Here is a 21656-nt window from a genome sequence, read left to right on the forward strand (position 1 = left end):
CCCCGCAGCGCCGCCTAACGCGGCCGCGGCCTCGCGGGGGCCAACCCCGCCACCCCGCCCCAGCCAGCCCCCGAACCACGCCCCAAACACCGAGGCCCGACCCGCCGTCTCGTGGGCACTTTGTGCACGACTGCCGTGCCCGTCGGGCGAATCCGTACGGCATGGATGCACAAAGTCGCCGTCCCGCGATGGCGAGGCTGCGGTACGGCGGGGTGGTGGCCGCGAACCGGGGTTCGGCCGGAGTGGCGCCGCGGGAGAGCCGGGTGGTGGCGGGTGGCGGCCACCTCCCGCCCTTTCGTGGGCACTTTGTGCACGACTGCCGTGCCCCTCGGGCGAATCCGTACGGCATGGATGCACAAAGTCGCCGTCCCGCGACCGCGAGGCTGCGGTACGGCGGGGTGGCGGCCACGGACCGGGGTTCGGCCGGAGTAGCGCCGCGGGAGAGCCGGGTCGTGCGGGCGGCGGCGCGGCGTGACTGCCGGGGTTGGGTGGGGTGACGGCGCGGAATGGCTGCCGGGGTTGGGCTGGGTTGGGTCTGGGGGCCGTGGGGTTAGGCGGCGGGGTGGTGGCTGGGGTTGTTGTTGGGTGGGGTGGCGGGGGGGCTGCGGTATGGCGGGGCTGGGGTTTGGGGGGTGGCGGCGGGGGTTGGAGGGGGTGGGGTTTGGGGAATGGGGTGGGGGGCACGGGGTGGGCTCAAGTGTTAACCGACGGATGGAGTGGGCTGTGCTGACCCTGACTGAGAACGCGACGCTGGTGATCAAAAGCATCACTGGGGTCGAGGGCGCGCCGGAGGGGGCCGGGGTGCGGATCTCGCAGGACAACCCGGCGGATCCGGCGCTGGCGGTGACCACGACGGAGGCGCCGCAACCGGGCGATCAGGTGGTCGAGGAGGCTGGTGCGCGGGTCTTCCTCGAGCACAACGCTGCGAGCGCTCTCGACGACAAGATCCTGGATGCGGCGGTCGACGACAAGGGCGGTGTCGAGTTCCTGCTCGTGCCGCAGCCCGGCGCACCGACCCCGTAACGACAGAACGACAGATAGCCGCGTACCGAAGAACGGGTAGTAGTACCGGTTCCGACCCAGCTCTGAGCGCGACCATTGCCCAGGGCAGGGAGGACGACCCGTTCTTCGGTACGCGCTGTCCGGTTAGAGCTCGCTTCGCTGAGCGATCCAGCTGTCGTGCAGCCGGCTGTAGACCCCGCCGGCACCGACCAGCTCGGCGTGCGGGCCGCGTTCGACGATCTCTCCGTCGTCGAACACCAGTACTTCGTCGGCAGCTTCGGCCGTCGACAGGCGGTGGGCGATCGTCACCGAAGTACGCCCCGCCATCAGCCGTTCGAGTGCCGCGTTGACCCGTACTTCGGTCCCCGGGTCCACAGCGGACGTGGCCTCGTCGAGGACGAGCAGGTCGGGGTCCGCGATGTTCGCGCGGACCAGCGCGACCAACTGCCGCTCCCCCGCTGACAGCGACTCGCCGCGTTGTCCGACCGGTGAATTGAGCCCGTCCGGCAACGACTCCAGCCAGTCCGTCAGCCCGAGCGACTCGAACGCCGTCACCAGCTCAGCGTCCGTCACCTCAGGGCGGCCGAAGCGCACGTTCTCGGCCAGTGACGCGTCAAACAGGTACCCGTCCTGCGGCACCATCACGACCCGCTCCCGCAGCGACTCGAAGGAGATCTCGCGAGCGTCGACCCCGTCCAGCTTCACCGCCCCGGACGTCGGATCCATCAACCGGGTCAACAGCTTCGCGAACGTCGTCTTCCCGGATCCGGTCTCGCCGACGACCGCGACCCGCCGGTGCGGCGAGAGCTGTACGTCGACATCGCGCAGTACCAGATCGCCTTCCGGATAAGCGAAATCGACGTCGTCGAACTCGACCGTGATCGGTCCACGCGCCTGCTTCACGCCGGCCTCACCCGGGTCGACCACATCCGCCGGCGTCGCGATCACGCCGAGCACCCGCCGCCAGCCGGCGAAGGCGCTCTGCGCGTCGGTCAGCACCTGCGTGGCGATCTGCACCGGGTCCGAGAACAGCGAGACCAGGAACATGAACGCGAGCAGCTCCCCCAGCGTCGCGTGCCCGTCGACGCCCAGCAGCAGCCCGACCGTCAGCACGCCCGCGTTCGCGAGACCGGCGGCGAGACCACCGATCGAGAACGTCAGCCCGGTGATCGCCTGCGCCTTCGTGGCGGTACGCCGGTAGTCCTCGATCGAAGCGTCGATCCGGTCCTGCGTGCGCTTCTCGATCGCGTACGAGCGGACCACCTGCGCGCCGACCACTGGCTCCGAGATCGCCGACAGCATCTCGCCGACCTTCGCCCGGACCGTGCCGTACGCCGCCGACATCGCGCGCTGCAGGTACTTCAGGCTGGCGAACAACGGGATGAAGCAGAGCAGCACGACCAGCGCGAGCTGCCACGAGTAGAAGAACATCACCACGGTCGCGAGCACCATCTGCCCGATGCTGACCAGGAAGATGAACCCGCCGAACTGCAGGAACTGCGACACCGTGTCCACGTCCGACGTGACCCGGCTGACCAGCGCGCCGCGCCGCTCGGTGCTCTGCGTCAGCACCGGCAGGTCGTGCACGTGCCGGAACGCCTTGATCCGCATCGTCGCGAGACCCGACTCGGAGTTGACCGCCAGCCGCACAGTCGTCAGGTACGACGCACCGGCGGTGAGGATCACGCCGATCGCGCAGATGAGACACATCCACGCGACGTACGACATGTCCGGACCGCCCGCCCCGGACAGCCCCTTGTCGATCGTCTGCTGGACGGCGATCGGTACGACGATCCGCCCGCCCGTCATCGTCAACGCCAGGATCCCGGTCAGCCACCACCCACGGGCCAACTCCGGCGAGACCTTCAGACCTTCCTTGAGGGTCTGCAGTCCGCCCGCATTGTCGCCATGGTCCAACCGGCTCGCTTCAGCCGCGCTCATGCGGACGCCTCCAGTTCTTCCTCACGGCGCTCGGCATCCTTCTCGTAGGCGTCGACCAGATCCCGGTAGGCGGCCGTCGAAGCCTGCAACTCGGTATGGGTGCCGTGGGCAAGGATCCGGCCGTCGTCCAGGAACAGCACCTCGTCGGCCAGCGAGATCGTCGCCTTCCGATACGCGATCACCAGCACAGTCGTCGCCGCCCCCGCATCGTCCTGAACCGCGGACCGCAGTCCGGCCAGGATGCGCGCCTCGACCTGCGGGTCGACCGCGCTGGTCGCGTCGTCCAGGATCAGCAGCCGCGGCCGTCGTACCAAGGCCCGCGCCAGCGCGATCCGCTGCCGCTGCCCGCCGGATAGCGTCGTACCGCGCTCGCCGACCTTCGTGTCGAGCCCGTCCGGCATCGCCTTCACGAACCCATCGCCCTGCGCGATCCGCAACGCGTCCCACACGTCGTCGTCGCTGTAGTCCCCGCCGAGCGTGATGTTGCCGCGGATCGTGTCGTCGAACAGGAACGCGGTCTGCGCCACCAGCGCGACCGAGCCGGCCAGCTCGTCCCGCGCCAGGTCCCGCAGGTCGATCCCGTCGATCTTGACCGCGCCCTGCTCCGGGTCGACCAGCCGAGTGAGCAGCGTGGTCATTGTGGACTTGCCGGCGCCGGTCGGCCCGACGACCGCGACCGTCCGGCCGGGCTCGACGGTGAAGTCCATTCCGGCGAGTACGTCGCGCTCCGGCAGGTACCCGAATCGCACACCGGCCACCTGCAGCCGGGCCGCCTTCGTCGAGGTCAGCCGCGCCTCGCCGTACTCGATCCCGCCCTCGGCCGTCAGCACCCGCTGCACCCGGTCCCAGCCGACGATCGACCGCGGCAGCTCACCGAGCACCCACCCGAGCGCCCGGATCGGGAACCCGATCAGCGTGAACAGGAACGCCACCTGGATCACGTCACCCGCATCCGCACCGCCGGACCGCACCCGCCCAACGCCGACCAGCAGTACGGCGAGCACCCCGAGCCGCGGCAGTCCGTCGATGACCGGGTCGAACATGCCGCGGGCCTTGTTCACCGCGATGTTCGCGTCCCGGAGCGCGTACGTCGGGGTGCGGAACCGCTCGGTCTCGGCCGCCTCTCGACCCAGCGTCTTCACCACGAGCGCGCCGTCGAACGACTCGTGCGCGACCTCGGAGACGTCGGCCCGGAGCTGCTGCGCCCGGGTCGCGAGCGGCTGCAGGTAGCGCTGGAAGATCACGTTCGCGACGAAGACCAGCGGGAACACCAGGCAGCCTACGAGGGCAAGCCAGACGTCGGCCGCGAACATCGCGATGGTCGCGAACACCAGCATCGCGATGACGCCGATCGCCATCGGCAGCGGCGCGATCACGAACCAGGTCGACTCCACGTCGGCGTTGGCGTTCGACAGCAACATGCCGGTCGAGTGCTGGTGGTGCCACTCGAGCGGAAGCTTCAGATACTGCCGGGTCACCCGCCGCCGGTAGGTCGCCTGCAGCCGGAACTGCATCACGCCGGCCCCGAGCCGTCGCCCGACCACGCCGATCGCGTTCAGGATCGCGATCCCCATGAACAGCGAGATCAGCGTGACGATCGCGCCGGTCGTCGTCGCACCGCGCTCGAACGCGGGCCGGATCAGGTGATCCGTCGACCAGCCGAGCGCCCAGCCACCGGCCACCGTCATCGCGCCGTACAGCATGCTGGCGAGCACGGAGAACGCGAAGATGCCCGGCTCCTCCCAGATCGCGACCCGCAGCACCCCGAGCCCCCTCCGGGTGACGCTGCCCTTGTCGGGGACTTTCGGGACAGGCAAGACACACTCCAGGGCAATCAGGTGCAAACGTGGGACACAGGCATGACAACGATTGACATTCTGCCATTCACACCCGACAACTACGATCGAGTATGTGACCGACTACAGCCGGGTAGAACGACTTGCGCTCAGTGACCTGCTCGACCAGTTGGGGCCTGATCAGCCCACGCTGTGTGAGGGCTGGGACACCTACGACCTCGCGGTCCATCTGTACATCCGGGAAGCCGATCCGATGGTCGGCCCGGGGCTCGTGATCCCGGCGCTGGCCGAGACCACCGCGCGCCGGATGAGGCGGGCCAAGGAGCGGTACAGCTTCACCGAGGTGGTCGACAAGTTCCGGCACGGGCCGCCGCCGATCTCGATCTTCGCGCTGCCGAAGCTCGGTCACCAGCTGAACACGAGCGAGTACTTCATCCACCACGAGGACGTCCGCCGGGCGCAGCCGACGTACGAGATCCGCACCCTGCCGGCCGACCAGCAGGAGGGCCTGTGGAAGGGGCTCCGGCTCGGCGCGCGGTCGATGCTGCGGAAGGCCGCGAGTGGTGTGGTGCTCGCACAGCCGGACGGTACGTCGGTTGTCGCGAAGCGTCCCACCGAGCTGGGGTCGGTCACGGTGACCGGTGCGCCGGGTGAGGTGGTGCTGTTCTGTTCCGGGCGCCAGCAGGTGGCCGACGTCAAGCTGGACGGCGACGCGGAGCCGATCGAGCGACTCCGCAACGCCTCATTTGGGGTGTGATTTACGCCGGGCGCGCTGGATCAGGGTGCTGACCAGCGTGGTGAGGATGACCAGCACGATCGCTGCCAGCACGCCCTGCCACGGCTCGTCGAAGAGCGCGTAGCCGAGCAGTCCGATCGCCATGTAGACCGCGGCCCACAGCGACGAAGCGATCAGGTCGACCAGCGCGAACCGCCGCCACGGATAGCCGGCCAGCCCGGCCGCGAGCAGCACCGGCACGCGACCACCCGGGATGAGTCGTGAGGTCAGCAGCACGCTGATCTCGTGCTCGGCCAATCGGATCCGGAGTGCGTCCAGCGACGCGTTGTCCCGCAGCCACCCGATCCGTTTCGCCAACCGCTCGCCGCCGAACCGGCAGCCGGCGTACACGATCAGGTCGCCGACGTACGCTCCGGCCGCGCCCGCGATCAGCACTCCGATCAGCCCGATCGGATTGCTGTGCGACGCCAGTACGGCGCCTGCCGACACCGCAGCGCCCGTCGGCAGCACCGGAAGCACGGCCCCGATCAAGACGGCACCGGCCAGCGCGAACAGATACCAAAGGTCGAACTTGGCGTCACCGCTCATGCCGACACCTCAACCGATTCGCCCGGCACCAAGAGCTCCACCTTTACCGCAGGGTCCACCTCGGCCATCGCGGCTCGGAACCTCTCCCCCGGCGGCAGGAACAGCTCCGGTTTGACCCAGTCGAGGCCGATCGGCCAGAACGTCCCGAAATGTACCGGCACCGCCGTCGCCGCGCCGACTCGCCGAACCGCCTCGGCCGCCCGGATCGGATCCAGATGCCCCGGCCCGAGCGACGGCCCCCATCCGCCAACAGGCACCAGCGCCAGATCGACCTGACCGGCCTCCGCGGCCATCCCGTCGTACAAATCGGTGTCGCCCGCGAACCAGACACTCGGCGAGCTGTCGATCCGGTACCCCAGCGCCTGCGCGGAGTACGACGACCAGGGCAGCCGCCGCCCGTCGTGATGGGCCGTGACGGCGGTGATCTCGACCGAGCCGATCTGGATTTGATTGCCCGGAGCAACCTCGATGCAACGGTCCGAGTACGCCGGCCCGCTGTCGGCGTGGATCAGCTTCGCGGCGCCACGCGGGACCACCAGCGCGGCGTCCGGCGAGACCAGCGCCAGCGAGGTGAGATGCAGGTGGTCGGCATGCAGATGCGACACCAGGACCGCGTCGCAGTCGCCCGCCTCGGGCAGCGGGGCCGGACCACGCCGCCGGCGCAGGTGCGCGATCCGCGACGTCAGCACCGGGTCGGTCAGGAGCCGCGTGCCGTTCGCCTCGATGGTGGTGGTGGCGTGCCCCCACCACGTCAGTTGCATGTGATTCGCACGCTTCAGGCCTCAACCTTCGACTCGACCGGTTCGTTCAGGTCCTTGCGATGCCCCAGCTTCTCCAGCCAGTCGATCAGCACCTCGTGGACCGCGTCGGAGCCTACGGGAGGCTCGTCCAGCACCCAGCGGCTCGGGTGTACCAGGACCGCGTCGGTCTGCCAGCCGCCGATGCCACCGTGACAGCCGACCAGTTCCTCGAACGCCGCCACCTCGTGGGTGTAGTCGTCCAGCCGGCTGACCACGACCAGGTCCCCGTTGTGCGGCATCTCGGCCTGCCGAAGCAGCGCTGCCGCCGCCAGCTCGCCGTACGCCGCCAGCGGGTCCTCCCCCTCGACCCGGCCGGACCGCAGGACGTGGACTCCGGCCCGCCCGATCGCGACCGGGCCTTCGGCGAGTGAGTCGACCACCACGAACCCGATCCCGGGGTGCGTCGCGAGTCCGGGGATGAGCTTGGGGTGCAGCAGTTCGATCTCCTCCAGCGGCACCCGGCCGGGGGTGGTGGCGAGGTAGATCAGCGCGAGGTTGCCGGACGCGGTGACGATCATCTGCTCGTCGGCGGCGATCGGCGGCTCGCAGTCCTTCGGGCCGAGCTCGACCTCGCCGGCCTTCACGTGCAGCGCCTTCCGGGTGACCGATCCGGCCACGCTGCGGCGCATCGACAGCTCGGTCAGGAACGCGTTCACCGGACCCCAGCCCTCGGACTTACCGACCGCCGTGACCGGCTCCTTGGTGGTGTCGACCAGGTCGTCGACCACCTCGGCGAGGGTCCGGCCGTACCGCTGCTCGAAGGTCGAACCCTGGCTCTGACCGTGGTCGGACAGGACGACGATCTCGTACGAGTGCGGGAGGATGTCGATGATCCGCTGCAGCGCACCGAGCACACGGTCCAGGCCCTCCAGGGTCTGCAGCGACTCGGGCCGGGTCGGGCCGGCGTGGTGCGCGACCTCGTCGTAGTCGACGAAGTCGCAGTAGATCACCGGAGTGCCCTTGACCAGCTCGTCGGTGATCAGCGAGACGTTCAGGTCGCGGAGCAGGACGTTGGTGATCGCGCGCAGGAAGATGTAGCCGCCGCCCCGCTTCACCCGCGGGACCAGGTGCCGGACGCGCTGACGACGGGCCTGGTGCAGCTCCTTGATCATCTCCGCGACGCACAGGATCAGGCCGCGCGCGGCCCCCTGCGGACTGGAGAAGAACCGGACGTAGCCCCGGCTGCGACTGTTCGGCAGGGCCGCCCGGCTGAAGACCAGCTCGCACCTGTCCGCGTCGCCGGACCAGTTGTTGCTGATGCTGACGCCGCCGTCCGCGAGCAGACCCCGCCCGGTGGACATCCGGGCCTCGATCTCCGCCGCGTCCCGGGCCCGGTTGGTGACCATCACCCGGCCGGTCTCCTTCTCGTACCACCGGAACGCCGGGATGTGCTTCGAGCCGCCGTGCAGGATCCCGGCCTGGCTCGCGGGCGTGGTCGCCGGTACGCCGGTGTGCCAGGCCAGCATCGAGTGGCTGCCGTCCCGGATCCAGCCGCCGAGGTTCGGCAGGTTGCCGGCCAGGACCATCCAGTTCAGCAACGGCGCGGACAGGCCGTCGATCTGGATGATCAGCAGTCCGGTCTTCGGCGCGGGCTGGATCCGCCGGGCCCGCCGGTGCACGACCCGCATCACCTCGGCGACGTACGCGTCGTCACTGCCGGCGTACGCGACCCAGCCGACGAAGGCGCTCACCGACGCCATCACGATCGAGACCAGCAGCGGCGCCTCGACGCCGCCGTGCAGGTCCACACCGGGGTCGACGGTGATGGCCAGGTAGACGACTCCGAACTGTGACAGCAGCCCGCCGATCAGGACGCCGAGCGAGCCGATCAGGATCGCGACCCCGGCCAGCACCCAGCGCATCAGCACCGAGAACACCGCCAGCAGGACGACCAGCCGGAAGATCGGCAGCCGGCCGTCACTGCTGATCTGCGGCAGCGTCCAGAACGTGATCACCAGCGAGATCAGTGAGGCGAGACCGCCGTACAGCATCGCCTGCAGGCCGCGGCCGGTACGGCGGAGATCCAGCCACACCGGCCGCCGCCGTCGATCGTCGTACACCTGCTCTGGTGGTTTCGCCATTGCCTGCTTCCCCGTCGTGCTCTCTGCCAGTACGAGAGTACGGGGTCGGGCAGACGCTTTTACTGCACCTCGAGGTAGTCGACTTCCGTGTACTGGTCACCCTTCGTCAGCCGGATCGTGTTCCAGCCGGCGTTCAGCGTCACGGACACCGAGCTCTCGTGCCAGTTGTCCCAGCCGGTGACCGGGTAGCTCACCGAGCCCGCGTTGTTGCCGTTGACAACCAGACCGTGGCTGGCGGTGGAAGCCGATCCGTTGGCGTACCCGACGTGCAGGGTGTAGCTGCCGGAGACCGGCGCGAAGACGGTGTTCTCCACCCACGAGTCGGCGTAGTCGATGTACGCGACCACCTTGCCGTCCGACGCGCCGGCGGCGTTGGGCCGGACGCTGCAGTCGTTCAGCGTGCCACGCTCCGCCTCGTACCGGACCCGGCTCCCGCGGACCACCGGATAGTCGTTGGCCCACCCGATGTCCGCGACGTACAGATGCCGCTGGCTGCCGACCCACCCGTGCAGGAAGATCTTGTCGCCGACGACGTCAGCACCACCCGGCCCACAGACCGCGTTGTCGAAGGTCGCCGTCGTCATCAACGGCCGGTATGCCGTTGTCCACGGGCCACTCAGACTGGTCGAGGTCGCGTACGACGTGAGGTAGTTGCAGTCGGTGTACCCGCCGCCGGAGAAGAACAGGACGTACTGACTCCCCCGCTGGACCAGGTCCGGCGCCTCGATAACGCCGCTCGAGGTGAGCATCGCGGTGTTGCCGCCGACCAGGGTCTGACCGTTGTTCGCCGTCCGGGTCAGCCAGAGCGTGGACGGCTGGCTGATCGCGTTGCCGTCGTTCTTCCAGACCAGGTAGCGGGTGCCGTCGTTCGCCACAAACGTGTTGGGGTCGATCGCGCCGCCGAGGTCGAGCGGGCAGATCAACGGCGCCGTACCAACCGGCTGGAACGGGCCGAGCGGCGAGGACGCGGTCGCGACGCCGATGCATTGGCGGCCGGAGGCCTTGTGCCAGGCGACGTACGTGAGCGTGTAGGTGCCGTCGGAGTTCGGGTAGACGTCCGGCGCCCAGGTGCGGCCAGGCTGAGCCCAGTCGGCGGAGGGGCCGCCGGGCATCGCGTCGCCGCGGATGGTCCACGGTCCGTTCGCGCTCGGTGCGGTCGCGACCGGGACGGTGCCGCGGCCGTTGTTGGTCGAGTAGGCGTACCAGGTGCCGTTCTGCTGGAAGACGTCCGGATCGGGGAAGTCCTCACCGATGATCTCGCTCGGGAAGACGGCCGATGTTGTCGCGGCATGCACCGGCGGGCACAGGAAGGCGGACAGGCTGAGCACTGCCAGGGCAGCAACTAGAAGTCGTCTCATGGAGACTCCTCAGGTGGGGGCGGATACCTGTAGGACAAACCTTTACATCGATTCACCTGGAAGGCGAGACCCCAATCCCTGGACCTTGGGCTTCCGGAGGTGGAGACTCCGGCTAGTTGTTTTCCGCCTGGTTTGAGGGAGTGTCTCGTGAAGTATTTACCGAGAGTGTCGGGACGCGGGTTGGTCGCCGCCGTGGCAGCGGCCGCAGCCGTGGTCGGCGGAGTGTCGGCTCAGACGGCCGGAGCGCCGACCGCAGTACAAGAGACGGCGCTGCAGCAGCGGCTCGACGGGCTGCTGAACGACAGCCGGTACGACGGGTCGCAGGTCGGGCTCGTGGTCCGCGACGCGACCACCGGCGAGACGCTGTACGACCGGAACGGCGGCGAGCGGCTGCTGCCCGCGTCGAACACCAAGCTGTTCACCTCGACGGCCGCGATGCACGTACTCGGCCCGTCGTACCGCTTCCACACCGACGTACTCGCCACCGCACCCGTCCGCGGTGGGAAGCTGCGCGGTGACCTCTACCTGAAGGGGTACGGCGACCCGACCGCACTGGAGTCCGACTACGTCGGCCTGGCCAAGCAGCTCAAGGCGGCCGGGGTCCGACGGGTTGACGGCAACCTGATCGCCGACGACACGTACTTCGACCACGTCCGCCTCGGCGACACCTGGTCCTGGGACGACGAGCCGTTCTACTACAGCGCCCAGATCTCCGCGCTCACGCTCGCCCCGAACACCGACTACGACTCCGGTACGGCGATCATCGAAAGCCTGCCCGGCGCCAAGGCCGGGGCTCCGCTGAAGCTGAACACGGTCCCGGCGAACGGCGTACTCAAGGTGATCAACACCGCGACGACCGGCGCCGTGGGTACGTCGAACACGGTCAACGTCGACCGCGACCACGGCACGAACGTCGTCCGGGTCAGCGGCTCGATGCCACTCGGATCCTCGGTCGAGCAGGACTGGATCACCGTCTGGGAGCCCGAGCTGTACGCCGCCGACGTATTCCGGCGAGCGCTCACCGCGCAGGGCATCTCGGTCAGCGGCCACATCAAGAACGCGGGCACCCCGACCGGCGCGACCCGGCTGGCGATGGACGAGTCGATGACGGTCGGCGAACTGCTCACGCCGTTCCTCAAGCTCTCGAACAACATGCACGCCGAGACCCTGGTCAAGACGATGGGCGCGGTCGCCGAGGCCGACGGCAGCTGGCCGGCCGGACTGGACGTGGTGACCAACTACGCGAAGAGCCTCGGCGTCGACACCAGCCGGATCCGGCTTTCCGACGGCTCCGGCCTGTCCCGCAAGGTCAACGTGACCGCCGACGCGGTGACCGACGTACTGATCGGTGCCCAGAAGGAGACCTGGTGGAAGCAGTGGTACGACGCTCTGCCGATCGCGGGCAACCCGGATCGGTTCACCGGCGGCACGCTGCGCAACCGGATGCGGAACACGCCCGCCGCGAACAACCTGCACGGCAAGACGGGCTCGCTGACCGGTGTCACGGCGTTGTCCGGCTACGTGACGAACAAGGACGGCCGCAAGCTGGTGTTCTCGATGATCAGCAACAACTACCTGACCAGCCCGGTCCCGATCGAGGACGCGGTCGGCGTCACGCTCGCCTCCTGGTCCGACCAGGCACCGCCTGCCGCCGTCCCGATGCTGAAGTCCGCTCAGCCGACCTGTGACCTGGAACTGGCCAAGGCCTGCTAATCGGTTCGACAGTACGGCGGTCGTTCATCACCATGAGTGCATGACCGCCGTACTGCCATCGTCGTACACCGTCCGTCCGCCGTCGAAGGAGGACGCGCAGGCGTTCCTCGAGCTCGTGTCCGACTACAACACCTCGGTGATCGGGTACGCCGACTTCACGCTGGAGGACGCGGAGGACGAGCTCACCGAGCCCGGGTTCGAACCGGAGACCGACGGCTGGCTCGTGTTCGACGGCGACCGGCTGATCGGGTACGGCGCGGTGTTCGGCAAGGGTGACCACCGGTCGTTGGACCTGGACAACGTGACCGCCGATCCGGTCGTCGAGCGGTGGTTGCTCGATCGGGTTGTCGATCGGGCAGCAGAGTTTGCCCGGGAGTACGGGCACGCGTCGGTGCAGCTCGACGGGGTCGTCTACCAGGCCGACACCGCGCGCCGGGATCGCTTTGCTGGCTACGGATTCGCGCCGGGTACGACGTTCCACCGGATGCGGATCGACCACGACGGACCGGTCGCGGCGCCATCGGTTCCGGATGGGATCACGGTACGGCGTGGTGCTCCGGACGAGGCCGGTCAGCGGGCAGGGCACGCCGTACTGAATGGCAGTTTTGACGGGCAGTTCGGGTTCACGCCGCGGTCGTTCGAGGAGTGGCGGGCGTCGCAGGAGAACTTCTCGGCGTTCGACTGGTCGCAGCTGACGTTGCTCGAGCTGGATGGCGAGGTCGTGGCGATGCGGTCGACCACGAACCAGTTCGTGGAGGACGAGAACTGCGGGTACATCGGCCGGCTCGGGGTGCTCGAGAAGGCTCGCGGGAAGGGGCTGGCGAAGTTCCTGCTGCGGGACCAGTTCGCGCTGGACGCGGCGGCTGGGCGGACCGGCACGATCCTGCACGTCGACACGAACAACCCGACGCCGGCGCTCGGCGTGTACTTGTCGGTGGGGATGCAGGCAGTGCTCGTGATGGAGGTCTGGCGACGCGAGGTAACGGCCGCATGAGTCTGCCCGCCGGCTACACGTTTCGGCCGATGGTGTTGGACGACACGGGGCTGATCGCCGAGCGGTCCGCGGCGTACACCTCCGCACTGCTTGGGTTTGCGAAACACAGCCCGGAGGATGTGGCCAACTACCTACGGGACCCCGGCATCAACCTCGCAACCGACGGCTGGGTAGTGCTCGACGCGGAGGGCGCATTCGCGGGCTCGGCGACCGCGGTGTCGATGTCCGACGGCGCAGAGGTCAACATCGACATCCTGAGCGAGAGCCCGACGATCCTGAACTGGCTCCTGGACCAGGCGGAACGCCGAGCCGGCGGGGTGCGTGAGGTTGTGCTGAAGGTGGGTGTGATCCGTCAGGACCGGTTGTTGCCTGAGGTGCTTGCTGCGCGGGGGTTCGCGATCGGGACGTCCGTCCAGCGGATGCGGATCAACTTCGACGGACCGGTCGTGTCGCCCGCGGTGCCGGACGATGTCGTAGTACGGCGGGGAGCACCGGACGAGGCGAGTCGGCGGGCGGCGCACGCCGTACTGATGGAAGCGTTCGCCGAGCAGCCCGGGACGCTGCCGCGGCCGTTCGACGTGTGGGTTGCGTCGCGGGAGAGCCGGTCGACGTTCGACTGGTCGCAGGTGACGATCGTCGAGCTGGACGGGCAGGCCGTCGGGATGACCGAGTGCAACGACAACTTCGTCAGCACCGACAACTGCGGGTACGTCGGGCGGCTGGCCGTCGTGCCGTCCGCCCGTGGTCGCGGCCTGGCGAAGTTCCTTCTGCACAAGGCGTTCGCGGTCGACGCGGCCGCCGGACGGTCCGGCACGATCCTGCACGTCGACACCGGCAACCCGACCCCCGCCGTCGCGCTCTACACCGGAGTCGGCATGCGCCCGGAAGTGATCAGCGACATCTGGCGGCGAACGATCCAGCCGGTCTGAGGCAGCCGCGAGGCCTCAGTACGACACGCTCGCCGGTGCTGCCGGCGTACACCGTGCGGCTCCCGAGCACGAACTGCAGATCGACCCGGAGAGCGGTCGGCGCAGGCCCCGGATTCGTACATTGGTGACCTTCGTTCTGATCCGGGCCGAGGCCGTACCGGTACGCCGCGATCCGGACCGAGTACGCGTCCTGGGCCAGGATCCGGACGACCGTGTTCGGCAGGCACGGCTCGATCGCGACCTCGTCGGGTTCGACCCCGACGGACAGCACCGACAGGTGCTCCGGATCCACGCTCGCCGATGTCACGGCGATCTCGCCGCGCAGCAGGATCGTCGTCGTACCGATCTTGTAGTGCTGTGGCGCCGGCCCGTCGACGATGTACTGCGGCATCTCGAGGCCGATCGTCGGCTCGGTAGCGGCCTTCGAGTGAACGAGAGCGCCGGCGACGCCGCCCACGAGCAGGATCGCCGCAACGGCCGCTGGTACGACGTACCTCCGCCGGCGCCGCTCCTGGACGCCTCGTTCGACGTCCTCGAGCGGAGGCGCCTCCTCCGGCGTCCGCGCATCGACGTACTCGGTCAGCTCGAGCCCTGGCCCGAGTGCCCGCCGCGCCCGGGCCAGGCGGGACCTCACCGCACCGTCCGCGAGCTGCAGCTCGACGGCGACCTGCTCGACCGGCAGCTCCATCACGTCATGCAGTACGACGACCGCCCGCTGCTCCGGCGTGATCCGGGCCAGCGCGCCCGCCGCCTGACCGCGATCCGGGTCGCCTCCGAGCCTGACCAACGCCCGGGCCACCACCTGTCGCCGGTTCAGCCGGCCGATCATCGTGCGCACAGCTAGCCCGCGTACCCAGGACTCCGGATCGTCGTACCGGCGGATCGCGTCCCACCGGCCGAGCAGCTTCACGTACGCGTCCTGGCTGACCGCCTCGGCATCCGCCCGCGATCCCCCGATCGACACCAGTACGCCGATCAGCCGCGGCCAGGTCCGCCAGTAGAAGGCCTCCAGGTCCGCAGCAGTTGCATCACTGGCGTCCCGCACGTCGCCAGTGTCCCGCCGTACCAACTTGAGCGACAGAGGTTGCCTCCGAGAGATCTGAGAGATTACTCTCGAAACATGTCTCTCAGAAATCCGTACGGCGATTTCGAGATCACCGACCCGCAGGCCATGCGCGCGTTGGCGCATCCCGTCCGGCTCGCGGCGCTCAGCTACCTGCAGCGCCACGGCCCGGCCACGGCCACCCAACTGTCCGAGCACGTCGGCGCCTCGCCGTCGGTGACCAGCTGGCATCTGCGGCACCTGGCGACGTTCGGGCTGGTGGTCGACGGTCCCCCGCCGACCGGGTCGGATCGGCGGCAGCGCTGGTGGAGTGCGGTCGCCCGCGGGTTCCGGTACCGGATGCCCGACACCCCGGACGGAGTCGAAGCGGCCAGGCTGCTCCGGGCCGAGACGATGAACCAGGCCCTGGAGGCCGCTCAGCACTGGCTGGTCGAGACCGAACCTCAGCTCGAGCCCGAGTGGAGCCGGCTGGCCGGTTCGGCGAACACCCTGCTGGTCCTGACCCCGGCCGAAGCCGAGGCGATCGGATCCGCGATCGAGCAGCTGATGGCGCCGTACGTCGAGCGCCGCGACGCCGGCGAATCCCCGGACGACGCCCGTCCGGTCCGGTACCTGCGCATTTCTTTGCCCGAAGCAACTACGTGAGGCTTTCCCTTGGGGGAACGATTGTGAGCACACTGTCCGCCACCAGCTTGTGGCGTGATCGCCGGTTCCGGACCTTCTGGTCCGCTCAGACCGTGTCCGAGTTCGGCGACCGGATCACCGAGCTCGCGCTGCCGCTGATCGCGGTCACCCTGCTCGACGCCTCCGCCAGCCAGGTCGGGTTCCTGACCGCGGCGGTCTGGCTGCCGAGCCTGGCCAGCCTGTTCGTCGGGTCGTGGGTCGACCAGCGCCGGGACAAGCGGCCGCTGATGATCGCCGCCGACGTGTCCCGCGTGGTTCTGCTGCTGACGATCCCGGTGGCGTACTGGCTGGACCTGCTCACCCTCGGCCAGCTCTATATGATCGCGATCCTGGCCGGTACGGCCGGAGTCGTGTTCGGGACCGCGTACGCGTCGTTCTTCGTCCGGATGGTCGAGCGGGACCAGTTCCTCGAGGCCAACGGCAAGCTGTCGGCGACCCGGTCGATCTCGTTCATGGGCGGTCCGGCGGTCGGCGGCGTACTCGTGCAGGCCCTGACCGCACCGGTCGCGATCGTCGTGGATGCCTTCTCGTTCGCGTTCTCGGCGATCCAGATCAGCCGGCTCGACGTTCCGCCGGGCGAGGCCGACGAGACGCCGGAGCCGCTACTGGCCCGAGCCCGGTCCGGGATGCGCTACCTGCTTCGCCACCCGTATCTACGCCGCAGCCTCGGCTGCGCGACCACGGTCAACTTCTTCCACATGATCGGGATGGCGCTGCTCGTGCTGTTCGCCAGCCGCGAGTTGGGCCTCTCGGCCGGCACGATCGGTCTGGCCTTCGGAATCGGATCGTCCGGCGGCCTTCTCGGCGCGGTCTCCGCCGCGCCCCTGAGCCGGATCTTCGGGGCCGGACGGGTGATCGCGGCCGGAGCGGTCGTCTTCCCCAGCGCGATGGCGTTCGTTCTGCTTGCCCAGGGATCGACCTTCGCCCGAGCGGTCGCGTTGTCCGCGGGCATGTTCGTCGCGACGTTCGCGGTGATGTGTTTCGACGTACCGCTGAACTCGCTGCAGGCGGCCGTCACGCACGACCACATGCGGAGCCGGGTCGCCGGTGCGTTCAGCACCATCAACTACGGCGTCAGGCCGCTCGGCGCGGTCGTCGGAGGGTTCCTCGGCACCTGGATCGGTGTCCGGGAAACCCTCCTCGTCTCCGCCGCCGGCGGCCTGCTGTCCGTGCTGTGGCTGATCGGCTCACCGATCATCCGCACCCACGAACTGAGCGGGTTGGAACCACCTGAGCTTTAGTCGTGTCCTAGTCGTGTACCGCGCGGTCCGCCAGGTCCTCGACGTCGTCGACCTTGGCGACGGTCTGCCGGAGCGGGACCTCCTTGATGAAGAAGACCGCGACCAGGCTGACCAGGGCACACGCGGCCGCGATCATGAAGATCCGTCCGGTGGCATCGCCGTACGACATCCGCACCAGCGTCGCCAGCTGCGGCGGCAGGTGGTTGACGTCCAGCAGGCTCGTACCACCGGAACCGCCCTCCTGCAGCTTCCGGGCCGCCTCGGCGCCACCGGGTCCGGAGAGCAGACCGGCGATCATCAGGTCCTTGACCCGAGCCGCGAGTACTGCGCCCAGCACCGCGACGCCGACCGCACCGCCAAGGCTGCGGAAGAACGAGACGGTGGCACTCGACGCGCCGATCTCGCGGACGTCGACCGTGTTCTGTACGGCGAGGACCAGGTTCTGCATGGTCATACCCATGCCGAGGCCCATCAGCAGCATGCCGAGACCGGTGTACCAGTACGGCGTGGCGTGGTCGATCGTGCCGAGCAGGACCAGACCGATCACCAGCAGGATCGCGCCACTGACCAGGTACCGCTTCCACTTGCCGAAGCGGGTGATCATCTGCCCGGATCCGATCGACCCGAGGAACGAGCCGAGCATCATCGGGATCGTCAGCAGGCCGGCCTCGGTCGGGCTGTAGCCACGCGCGATCTGGAAGTACTGGCCGAGGAACAGCGCGCTGCCGAACATCGCGACACCGACCGCGACGCTGGCGATGATCGCCAGCGCGGTGGTGCGCTGCTTGACGACCTTCAGCGGAACCAGCGGCTCCGGCGTCTTGCTCTCGACCACCACGGCGAGGATGCCGAACAGCAGCGTGCCGCCGACGAACAAGGCCGACTGCCAGGACATCCAGGCGAAGTCCGTGCCGGCGAAGCTGACCCACAGCAGCGGGAGGCTCGCGGCGACGCTGATCAGGATCGCGCCGAGGTAGTCGATCCGGACCTCACGCTTGAACGTCGGCAGGTGCAGGTACTTCTGCAGGATCACCAGGCTGATCACAGCCAGCGGGACGCAGACGTAGAAGCACCAGCGCCAGCCCAGCCAGGAGGTGTCGACGATGACGCCACCGATGAGCGGGCCGCTGACGGTCGCGACCGCCATCACGGCACCCATGTAGCCGGAGTACCGGCCGCGGTTGCGGGGCGGGATGGCCGCGCCGATGATCGCCTGGGCCAGCGCCATCAGGCCGCCCATCGCGAGGCCCTGCAGTACGCGGGCGCCGATCAGGAACGGCACGGTGCGGGACAAGCCGGCCAGCGCGGACCCGATCACGAAGACCGAGATCGCGATCTGGACCAGCAGTTTCTTGCTCACCAGGTCAGCGAGCTTGCCCCAGATCGGGGTGGACACCGTGGTGGCCAGCAGGCTCGCGGTGAGGACCCACGTGTACTGCGTCTGGGTGCCTTCGAGGTCGGCGATGATCGTCGGCAGGGCATTGCTGACGATCGTCGAGCTGAGCATCGCCGTGAACAGCGCGGCGAGCAGTCCGATCAGGATCTCGAGGATCTCGCGGTGGGTGAGTTCCGACGCAGCGGGCGCCTGCTGCCGGGTCTCGGTGACAGTCATCAGTCTCCTGTTGGTTGTGAACGCCTCACGACCTTGTTGGCCTCGACGATGGCGATCGCGACCCGCTGCATGGTGGCTGCGGCCGCGATCATCGCGTCGTCGTCGAGGTCCGCCAAGGCGGATCGCAGTTGCTGGGTGTAGGACGAGTAGACGGCCTCCAGCTGGGCCTTTCCGTGGGACGAGAGGCTGACCAGCCCGACCCGGGCATCGGCCGGGTCCGGTCGACGGCTCACCAGTCCGTCGGCCTCCAGCGCGGTCACCTGCCGGCTCACCACCGACGCGTCGACGCCGAGCTTGGCGGCGATCTCGCCGCCGCGTTGCTCGCCGTCTTTCATCAGCACCTTGAGCACACTCGCGTCGGAACGCCGCAGTCCGCTCTCGCTGGTCAGATGCCGATGCTCGATACAGCGCACGGCGCGCACCAGCGAGCTCACTCCTTCGAGCAGCTCCTGGGCGGCCGCATCCCGCTCTACCCCCGGGACGAGGGGTTGCTGAGCTAGTTGCATAACCCAACTATATACTCAAATAGTTGGTTTCCACAACCATATGCGCACCCTGTGGATAACCGGTGACTACGGGTCAGACCTCAGCTCTCAGCTGAGGGTCGAGGCTCAGCCGAGGTCGGCGTTGAGGCGGGCCAGGAGGCGGCCCAGGTCGGCGAGGTCGGCCGGGTTCCAGCGGCCGAGGATGGTGCGGAACTCGGTCTGGCGCTGCGCCCGCATCGCGTCGTACCGCTCGGCGCCGGTGGTAGTCAGGCGGAGCAGCCGCGCGCGGCCGTCGTCGGGATCACCGACGCGTTCGATCAGACCGAGCGTCTCCAGCTGCGTGATGCCGCGACTGACCGTCGACTTGTCCAGCCCAAGCACGTGAGCAACATCCGACGCCCGTACGCCGGCGCCCCCGCCGGTCCCCATCTCGATCTGGGAGATCAGCGCGTAACCGGCCGCATCCATCTCCGGGTGCACGCGCCGGGCGAGGCGCAACGACGCCGAACGCGACCGGCGGAACAGCGCCGACAGCTCCTGCTCGATCGCCGGAACCAGCTCCTCCGACTGCTCGACGTGCGCCGGCGTGCTCACCGAACCACGATCCCCGCGTCGCGAAGCGCCTTCTTCACATCGGCGATCCGGAAGTCTCCGAAGTGGAACACACTCGCCGCGAGCACCGCGTCCGCCCCGGCCTCGACCGCAGGCGGGAAATGCTCCGGCTGCCCCGCTCCCCCGCTGGCGATCAGCGGTACGTCGACCACCGCGCGGACCGCCTTGATCAGCTCCAGATCGAAACCCTGCTTGGTCCCGTCGGCGTCCATCGAGTTCAGCAGGATCTCCCCCGCGCCCAGCTCACATCCACGCTGCGCCCACTCGATGGCGTCCAGCCCGGCCGACTTCCGGCCGCCGTGCGTGGTGACCTCGAACCCGCTCGGCTGGTCCGCAGTACGCCGTACGTCGAGGGAGAGCACGAGCACCTGGTTGCCGAACCGGTGGGCGATCTCGCGGATCACCTCGGGCCGCGCGATCGCGCCGGTGTTGATCCCGACCTTGTCCGCGCCGGCCCGCAACAGCCGGTCCACGTCGGCCACCTCGCGGACGCCGCCGCCCACGGTCAACGGGATGAACACCTGCTCCGCGGTCCGCCCGACCACGTCGTACGTCGTCTCCCGCGAACCCGACGACGCGGTGATGTCGAGGAACGTGAGCTCGTCGGCACCCTCGGCGTCGTACACCTGCGCCATCTCGACCGGATCGCCGGCATCCCGCAGGTCAGCGAAGTTGACCCCCTTCACCACCCGCCCACCATCGACGTCCAGACAGGGAATGACTCGCACAGCAAGGCTCACGCCGCCAAGCCTAGCGAGTCCATCCCTGAGAACCCTGCCGAACCGTCCGACGACACCGGTCAGGTCGCGGGTAGCCAGGTGTCGTTTTGGAGGAGGACTACGGGGCCGGTGGGGGTTGTGGCGGTGACTGTTAGGCCTTCGCCGCCTAGGACTACGTCGGTGTGGACGGTGGAGTTGTTGAGGCCGAGGGTGTAGCGCTCGTCGGGTGTCATCTCGAGGCCCTTCTCGACAGCGAAGGGGAAGCTTTGGCCCCAGGCGACGTGGCAGCCGGCGTTCTCGTCGAAGAGGGTGTTGTGGAAGACGACACCCGCCTGCGCGATCCGGGACTCCTTGTCGACGAGGGCCACCTCGCCAAGGCTGCGGGCACCCGGGTCGCTGTCGAGCTGTGCACGAACCAGGTCCGCGCCCGTCGTCGCCGAAACGTCGGTGATCCGGCCGCCCTCGAACGTGAGCCGCAGCCCTTCGACCAACTGCCCCGCGATCACGACCGGCTTCGCCAGCCGCGCCACACCATCCGCACGACGCCGATCCGGGCTGGTGAAAACCTCCTCGGTCGGGATGTTCGGCAGGTACACGACGCCGGCCGAGTCGGCCAGGGAGCCACCGGTCCAGCGACAATCAGGCAGCAGCCCGACGGTCAGGTCCGTTCCCTCACCGACGTACCTGAGCTCACTGATCTGCATCGCGTCAAGCGCAGCGCACCGGGCCGCGAGCGCCGCCGACCGCTCCCGCCAGGCCGCGACCGGATCGGCCTCATCGAGTCGCATCGCCCGGGCGACCACGTCCCAGAGCCGTTCGACGTCAGGCTCGCCGTACACCTGGGTGGCCCACTGAGCGTTCGGCGCGGCCACGACCGTCCACCGCCACCGCCCGCTCATCACGGCCTGCTGCCTGGCCATCATTTCCTGCATCCGTACGGCGGCCAGCCGGGCGGAGTCGATCCCGGCGTACAACTCGGGATCCGTCGCACCAACCAAGGCGATCGTGGCGATCCCCTCCTCGGTCCAGCCGCGAGTGCGCTCCAACGCCCACGGCCGATCGGCGGTCAGCGTCTCCAGGTCGGCGTGCTCGAGGTCGGACCGGCGTACGACGGCATCGGTCCAGAGCACCTCCACCCACCGCGCGCCGGCCTGGTAGGCGCTCTCGACCACCAGCCGGGCGAGGTCGGCCTCGGCGACGTCGGCGTTGACCACCACGCCTTGGCCCGGTTGCACGTTCACGCCCACCCGGACGACCAGGTCGGCGAAGCGCTCCAGCAGTTCGTTGTTCATCCTCGGCTCC

Annotated in this window: 19 protein-coding genes; 7 read left to right on the top strand and 12 right to left on the bottom strand. The window is 68.9% G+C overall.

Features of this window, described 5'->3' with window-relative positions:
* The first annotated feature begins 723 nt into the window (after positions 1 to 723).
* Positions 724 to 1023, top strand: coding sequence for a Fe-S cluster assembly protein HesB (locus EV650_RS09720; protein WP_134117450.1), 300 nt, complete (start codon positions 724 to 726; stop codon positions 1021 to 1023).
* Between the two features lie 123 nt (positions 1024 to 1146).
* Here the strand turns inward: EV650_RS09720 and EV650_RS09725 are convergent, their stop codons facing one another.
* The gene (locus EV650_RS09725) at positions 1147 to 2943 is read right to left on the bottom strand and encodes an ABC transporter ATP-binding protein (protein ID WP_134117452.1); all 1797 of its coding nucleotides are present in this window, start codon (positions 2941 to 2943) and stop codon (positions 1147 to 1149) included.
* A complete protein-coding gene (locus EV650_RS09730; protein ID WP_134117454.1) occupies positions 2940 to 4760 on the bottom strand; it encodes an ABC transporter ATP-binding protein in 1821 nt (606 codons plus the stop codon). The genes EV650_RS09725 and EV650_RS09730 overlap by 4 nt, the downstream gene beginning before the upstream one ends.
* 94 nt (positions 4761 to 4854) lie before the next feature.
* Between EV650_RS09730 and EV650_RS09735 the strand changes: the two genes are divergently transcribed.
* A complete protein-coding gene (locus tag EV650_RS09735) occupies positions 4855 to 5496 on the top strand; it encodes a TIGR03085 family metal-binding protein (protein ID WP_134117456.1) in 642 nt (213 codons plus the stop codon).
* On the opposite strand, the gene EV650_RS09740 is transcribed toward EV650_RS09735, so the two are convergent.
* From EV650_RS09740 to EV650_RS09755, 4 genes are read right to left on the bottom strand one after another with little or no spacing between them, the layout of a single operon-like run.
* On the bottom strand, positions 5482 to 6063 hold the full coding sequence (locus tag EV650_RS09740; protein ID WP_134117458.1) for a DedA family protein: 582 nt from the start codon (positions 6061 to 6063) through the stop codon (positions 5482 to 5484). The genes EV650_RS09735 and EV650_RS09740 overlap by 15 nt on opposite strands.
* Positions 6060 to 6824 carry an MBL fold metallo-hydrolase gene (locus EV650_RS09745; protein WP_134117460.1) on the bottom strand — a complete coding sequence of 255 codons (765 nt, stop codon included), beginning with the start codon at positions 6822 to 6824 and terminating at the stop codon, positions 6060 to 6062. The genes EV650_RS09740 and EV650_RS09745 overlap by 4 nt, the downstream gene beginning before the upstream one ends.
* A gap of 14 nt (positions 6825 to 6838) precedes the next feature.
* Positions 6839 to 8944, bottom strand: a complete 2106-nt coding sequence (locus tag EV650_RS09750) for an alkaline phosphatase family protein (protein WP_134117462.1) — start codon at positions 8942 to 8944, stop codon at positions 6839 to 6841.
* 59 nt (positions 8945 to 9003) lie between these two features.
* The gene (locus EV650_RS09755) at positions 9004 to 10302 is read right to left on the bottom strand and encodes a family 43 glycosylhydrolase (protein WP_134117464.1); all 1299 of its coding nucleotides are present in this window, start codon (positions 10300 to 10302) and stop codon (positions 9004 to 9006) included.
* A gap of 147 nt (positions 10303 to 10449) precedes the next feature.
* On the opposite strand from EV650_RS09755, the gene dacB reads away from it, so the two are divergent.
* Genes dacB through EV650_RS09770 form a run of 3 tightly spaced genes read left to right on the top strand, consistent with a single transcriptional unit; the run spans position 10450 to position 13938 of the window.
* A complete protein-coding gene (gene dacB / locus EV650_RS09760; RefSeq protein ID WP_134117466.1) occupies positions 10450 to 12015 on the top strand; it encodes a D-alanyl-D-alanine carboxypeptidase/D-alanyl-D-alanine endopeptidase in 1566 nt (521 codons plus the stop codon).
* A gap of 40 nt (positions 12016 to 12055) precedes the next feature.
* Positions 12056 to 13009, top strand: a complete 954-nt coding sequence (locus EV650_RS09765) for a GNAT family N-acetyltransferase (RefSeq protein ID WP_134117469.1) — start codon at positions 12056 to 12058, stop codon at positions 13007 to 13009.
* Positions 13006 to 13938, top strand: coding sequence for a GNAT family N-acetyltransferase (locus EV650_RS09770; protein ID WP_134117471.1), 933 nt, complete (start codon positions 13006 to 13008; stop codon positions 13936 to 13938). Before EV650_RS09765 ends, EV650_RS09770 begins: the two co-directional genes overlap by 4 nt.
* On the opposite strand, the gene EV650_RS09775 is transcribed toward EV650_RS09770, so the two are convergent.
* Positions 13901 to 14983, bottom strand: a complete 1083-nt coding sequence (locus EV650_RS09775; protein ID WP_166678068.1) for a sigma factor-like helix-turn-helix DNA-binding protein — start codon at positions 14981 to 14983, stop codon at positions 13901 to 13903. The two genes, EV650_RS09770 and EV650_RS09775, sit on opposite strands and share 38 nt — an antisense overlap.
* Positions 14984 to 15058: 75 nt before the next feature.
* On the opposite strand from EV650_RS09775, the gene EV650_RS09780 reads away from it, so the two are divergent.
* Entirely contained in the window at positions 15059 to 15646 is a 588-nt protein-coding gene (locus tag EV650_RS09780) for an ArsR family transcriptional regulator (RefSeq protein WP_134117475.1), read from the top strand.
* Between the two features lie 23 nt (positions 15647 to 15669).
* Positions 15670 to 16926, top strand: a complete 1257-nt coding sequence (locus tag EV650_RS09785; RefSeq protein ID WP_238174116.1) for an MFS transporter — start codon at positions 15670 to 15672, stop codon at positions 16924 to 16926.
* Between the two features lie 7 nt (positions 16927 to 16933).
* Here the strand turns inward: EV650_RS09785 and EV650_RS09790 are convergent, their stop codons facing one another.
* From EV650_RS09790 to EV650_RS09810, 5 genes are all read right to left on the bottom strand, one after another.
* Positions 16934 to 18538 (bottom strand): MFS transporter, encoded by a 1605-nt coding sequence (locus EV650_RS09790; RefSeq protein ID WP_134117479.1) that lies wholly within the window; start codon positions 18536 to 18538, stop codon positions 16934 to 16936.
* Complete coding sequence (locus EV650_RS09795; RefSeq protein ID WP_134117481.1) at positions 18538 to 19044, bottom strand: MarR family winged helix-turn-helix transcriptional regulator; 507 nt, start codon at positions 19042 to 19044, stop codon at positions 18538 to 18540. The genes EV650_RS09790 and EV650_RS09795 overlap by 1 nt, the downstream gene beginning before the upstream one ends.
* 105 nt (positions 19045 to 19149) lie before the next feature.
* Positions 19150 to 19617, bottom strand: coding sequence for a MarR family winged helix-turn-helix transcriptional regulator (locus EV650_RS09800; protein WP_238174117.1), 468 nt, complete (start codon positions 19615 to 19617; stop codon positions 19150 to 19152).
* Positions 19614 to 20375, bottom strand: coding sequence for an imidazole glycerol phosphate synthase subunit HisF (gene hisF / locus EV650_RS09805; protein ID WP_134117483.1), 762 nt, complete (start codon positions 20373 to 20375; stop codon positions 19614 to 19616). Before hisF ends, EV650_RS09800 begins: the two co-directional genes overlap by 4 nt.
* 59 nt (positions 20376 to 20434) lie before the next feature.
* Positions 20435 to 21646 carry an aminopeptidase gene (locus EV650_RS09810; protein ID WP_134117485.1) on the bottom strand — a complete coding sequence of 404 codons (1212 nt, stop codon included), beginning with the start codon at positions 21644 to 21646 and terminating at the stop codon, positions 20435 to 20437.
* Between the last annotated feature and the right edge of the window lie 10 nt (positions 21647 to 21656).

Origin of the sequence: Kribbella kalugense, from assembly GCF_004365875.1 — a bacterium.
Taxonomy (GTDB): domain Bacteria; phylum Actinomycetota; class Actinomycetes; order Propionibacteriales; family Kribbellaceae; genus Kribbella; species Kribbella kalugense.

Coding starts and splice junctions, on each gene's coding strand:
- EV650_RS09790 (WP_134117479.1), bottom strand. CDS start 18,538: ATGACTGTCACCGAGACCCGGCAGCAGGCGCCCGCTGCGTCGGAACTC.
- EV650_RS09780 (WP_134117475.1), top strand. CDS start 15,059: ATGTCTCTCAGAAATCCGTACGGCGATTTCGAGATCACCGACCCGCAG.
- EV650_RS09795 (WP_134117481.1), bottom strand. CDS start 19,044: ATGCAACTAGCTCAGCAACCCCTCGTCCCGGGGGTAGAGCGGGATGCG.
- EV650_RS09745 (WP_134117460.1), bottom strand. CDS start 6,824: ATGCAACTGACGTGGTGGGGGCACGCCACCACCACCATCGAGGCGAAC.
- EV650_RS09765 (WP_134117469.1), top strand. CDS start 12,056: ATGACCGCCGTACTGCCATCGTCGTACACCGTCCGTCCGCCGTCGAAG.
- EV650_RS09755 (WP_134117464.1), bottom strand. CDS start 10,302: ATGAGACGACTTCTAGTTGCTGCCCTGGCAGTGCTCAGCCTGTCCGCC.
- EV650_RS09725 (WP_134117452.1), bottom strand. CDS start 2,943: ATGAGCGCGGCTGAAGCGAGCCGGTTGGACCATGGCGACAATGCGGGC.
- EV650_RS09740 (WP_134117458.1), bottom strand. CDS start 6,063: ATGAGCGGTGACGCCAAGTTCGACCTTTGGTATCTGTTCGCGCTGGCC.
- EV650_RS09810 (WP_134117485.1), bottom strand. CDS start 21,646: ATGAACAACGAACTGCTGGAGCGCTTCGCCGACCTGGTCGTCCGGGTG.
- EV650_RS09750 (WP_134117462.1), bottom strand. CDS start 8,944: ATGGCGAAACCACCAGAGCAGGTGTACGACGATCGACGGCGGCGGCCG.
- EV650_RS09770 (WP_134117471.1), top strand. CDS start 13,006: ATGAGTCTGCCCGCCGGCTACACGTTTCGGCCGATGGTGTTGGACGAC.